General features: G+C 70.9%; 3 protein-coding genes. 2 read left to right on the forward strand and 1 reads right to left on the reverse strand.

Translation table 11 applies throughout. From position 1 onward, the window contains the following. Positions 1 to 940: thioredoxin-disulfide reductase (gene trxB, locus ACTS11_RS13405; protein WP_442640809.1), on the reverse strand; the 940-nt coding region annotated here is incomplete at its 3' end. Positions 941 to 1,198: 258 nt separating this feature from the next. Between trxB and ACTS11_RS13410 the strand changes: the two genes are divergently transcribed. Both ACTS11_RS13410 and ACTS11_RS13415 read left to right on the forward strand, forming a co-directional pair. Then, a complete protein-coding gene (locus ACTS11_RS13410; RefSeq protein ID WP_442640810.1) occupies positions 1,199 to 1,699 on the forward strand; it encodes an Lrp/AsnC family transcriptional regulator in 501 nt (166 codons plus the stop codon). Continuing rightward, on the forward strand, positions 1,699 to 2,390 hold a 692-nt coding region (locus tag ACTS11_RS13415; RefSeq protein ID WP_442640811.1), incomplete at its 3' end, for a tetratricopeptide repeat protein. The genes ACTS11_RS13410 and ACTS11_RS13415, both read left to right, overlap by 1 nt.

Below are 2,390 nucleotides of genomic sequence, written 5' to 3' on the forward strand. Positions count from 1 at the left end.
CCTCCTGCTCGGCGAGCCAGCGCTCGGCGTCGAGGGCCGCCATGCAACCCATCCCGGCGCTCGTCACGGCCTGCCGGTAGACGTGGTCGGTGACGTCGCCCGCGGCGAAGACGCCTGGGATCGAGGTCTGCGTCGTGCCGGGGACGACCTTGACGTAGCCGCCGTTGTGCAGCTCGAGCTGGTCCTTCACGAGCTCGGTCGCGGGCGCGTGGCCGATGGCGACGAAGAAGCCCGCGCAAGGGATCGTGCGCGTCTCGCCCGTCTCGACATGCCGGACCACGACGCCCTCGACGCCCCGCGGCGCCTCGGAGCCCACGACCTCGTCCACGGTGTGATTCCAGACGACCTCGATCTTGGGATGGCGGAACAGGCGGTCCTGCATGATCTTCTCGGCCCGCAGGCTGTCGCGGCGGTGCACCAGCGTCACCTTCGAGGCGAAGTTCGTCAGGAACAGCGCCTCCTCCACGGCGGTGTTGCCGCCGCCGATGACCACGATCTCCTTGCCGCGGTAGAAGAAGCCGTCGCAGGTGGCGCAGGCCGAGACGCCGAAGCCCTTGAAGTGCTCCTCCGACGGCAGGCCCAGCCACTTGGCCTGCGCGCCCGTGGCCAGCACCAGCGCGTCGGCGGTATAGGTCGTGCCGCTGTCGCCCGTCGCCCGGAACGGGCGCTTCGAGAGGTCGAGCGACGAGATGTGGTCCGAGATGATCTCGGTCCCCATCTCGCGGGCATGGGCCTCCATACGCACCATGAGGTCGGGGCCCATGACGCTTTCGTCGCCGGGCCAGTTCTCCACGTCCGTCGTGATCGTGAGCTGACCGCCCGGCTGGATGCCCTGCACGAGGATCGGCTTCAGCATCGCGCGCGAGGCGTAGACGCCCGCGGTGTATCCGGCGGGGCCGGAGCCGATGATCAGGAGGCGGGTGTGGCGGGTCTCGGGCATGTCGGCACCTCAGGCAGCGTGAAGGCCGTTCCGATATAGGCCGGTGGCCTTTCGGGCGAAAGGGTCCATCGGCCGCAGGCGCGGGACCGGGACTTCCCATCCTGCTCAGGGGACGGGCATTGCCGCAGCGTAGAGGTTGCAATTGCGGCCCGCCTCTTCCAAATGTTGCGCGAGCGTGAAATAAAGTTGCGCAGCGCAGTTCGGCCACGCACATAACGACCAGAAAACGAATCCTCCGGCAGAGGGGGCCGGGAGCATATGCCCAACACCAAGCTCGATCCGATCGACCGCAAGATCCTCGCCGAATTGCAGGAGGACGGGCGCATGACCAATGTCGAGCTCGCCAAGCGCGTCGGCATCTCGGCGCCGCCCTGCCTCCGCCGCGTCCGCACCCTGGAGGAGGCGGGCTACATCCGCGGCTACCACGCCGACGTCGATCCGCGGATGCTGGGCTTCGAGGTGCAGGTCTTCGCGATGGTCGGCCTCTCCAGCCAGGCCGAGGCCGACCTCGTGGCCTTCGAGACGCTCTGCAAGTCCTGGCCGCTCGTGCGCGAGTGCCACATGCTGAACGGCGAGATCGACTTCATCCTGAAGTGCGTGGCCCCGGACCTCTCGACCTTCCAGAGCTTCCTCACCGGCTCGCTCACCTCGGCGCCGAACGTGGCGAGCGTGCGCACCTCGCTCGTGATCCGCGGGGCCAAGGACGCGCCGGGCGTGCCCTTCGACGTCATGGAGGAGCGGCTGAGCCGGTCGGCCTGATGCTGCCGCCCGCGCGAGGAGACATCCCGAGGCTCTACCAGAAGGCGCTCGCCCTGCAGAAGGCCGGGGACGCGTCCGGCGCGCTCGCGATCTACGCGCGCATCCTGCTGGCCGCGCCGGGGCAGGCGGAGGTCCTGTTCCAGGTCGGGCGGCTGCGCGCCCAGGCGGGCGACCGGGCCGAGGCGGAGGCCGCGCTAAGGCAGGCACTGGCCGCCAAGCCCGGGGAACCCGCGATCTGGCAGGCGCTCCACGGCGTGCTCGAGGGCGCGGCCAGGCGCAGGCTGGAGCAGGAGGCGGCGAAGACGCGCATCCCCCTCGGCCTCCGCTCGGAGGTGGAGCCGCTGTTCCGCCTGATCGCGAAAGGTCAGCCCGAGGCGGCCCTGAAGCAGGCGCTGGCCCTCGCCCGTGCGGTGCCGTCCGCGGCCGCTCCGGTCCATGCGGCCGGCGCCGCGCAGGCCGCGCTCGGCAACTGGGAGGCGGCCCTCCGCGCGCTCGAGACGGCGCGGGAGCGCGCGCCGGACGACGCCGTCATCGCCGTCGATCTCGCCCGCGCGCTGGCGAAGACCGGCCACCCGCTCCGCGCGCTGTCGCTTCTCGGCGAAGGAGAGGGGCAGGCGGTCCTGCGCGCCGAGATCCTGCGCGACATCTGCCGCTTCGAGGAGGCGGCGGAGCTTCTCGAGAAGGCGGCGCG

Source organism: Roseicyclus sp., from assembly GCF_052168335.1.
GTDB lineage: Bacteria > Pseudomonadota > Alphaproteobacteria > Rhodobacterales > Rhodobacteraceae > Roseibacterium.

What these genes read in the sequence shown, in the direction of transcription:
- ACTS11_RS13410 (WP_442640810.1), top strand. Translation starts at nt 1,199, where the DNA reads ATGCCCAACACCAAGCTCGATCCGATCGACCGCAAGATCCTCGCCGAA.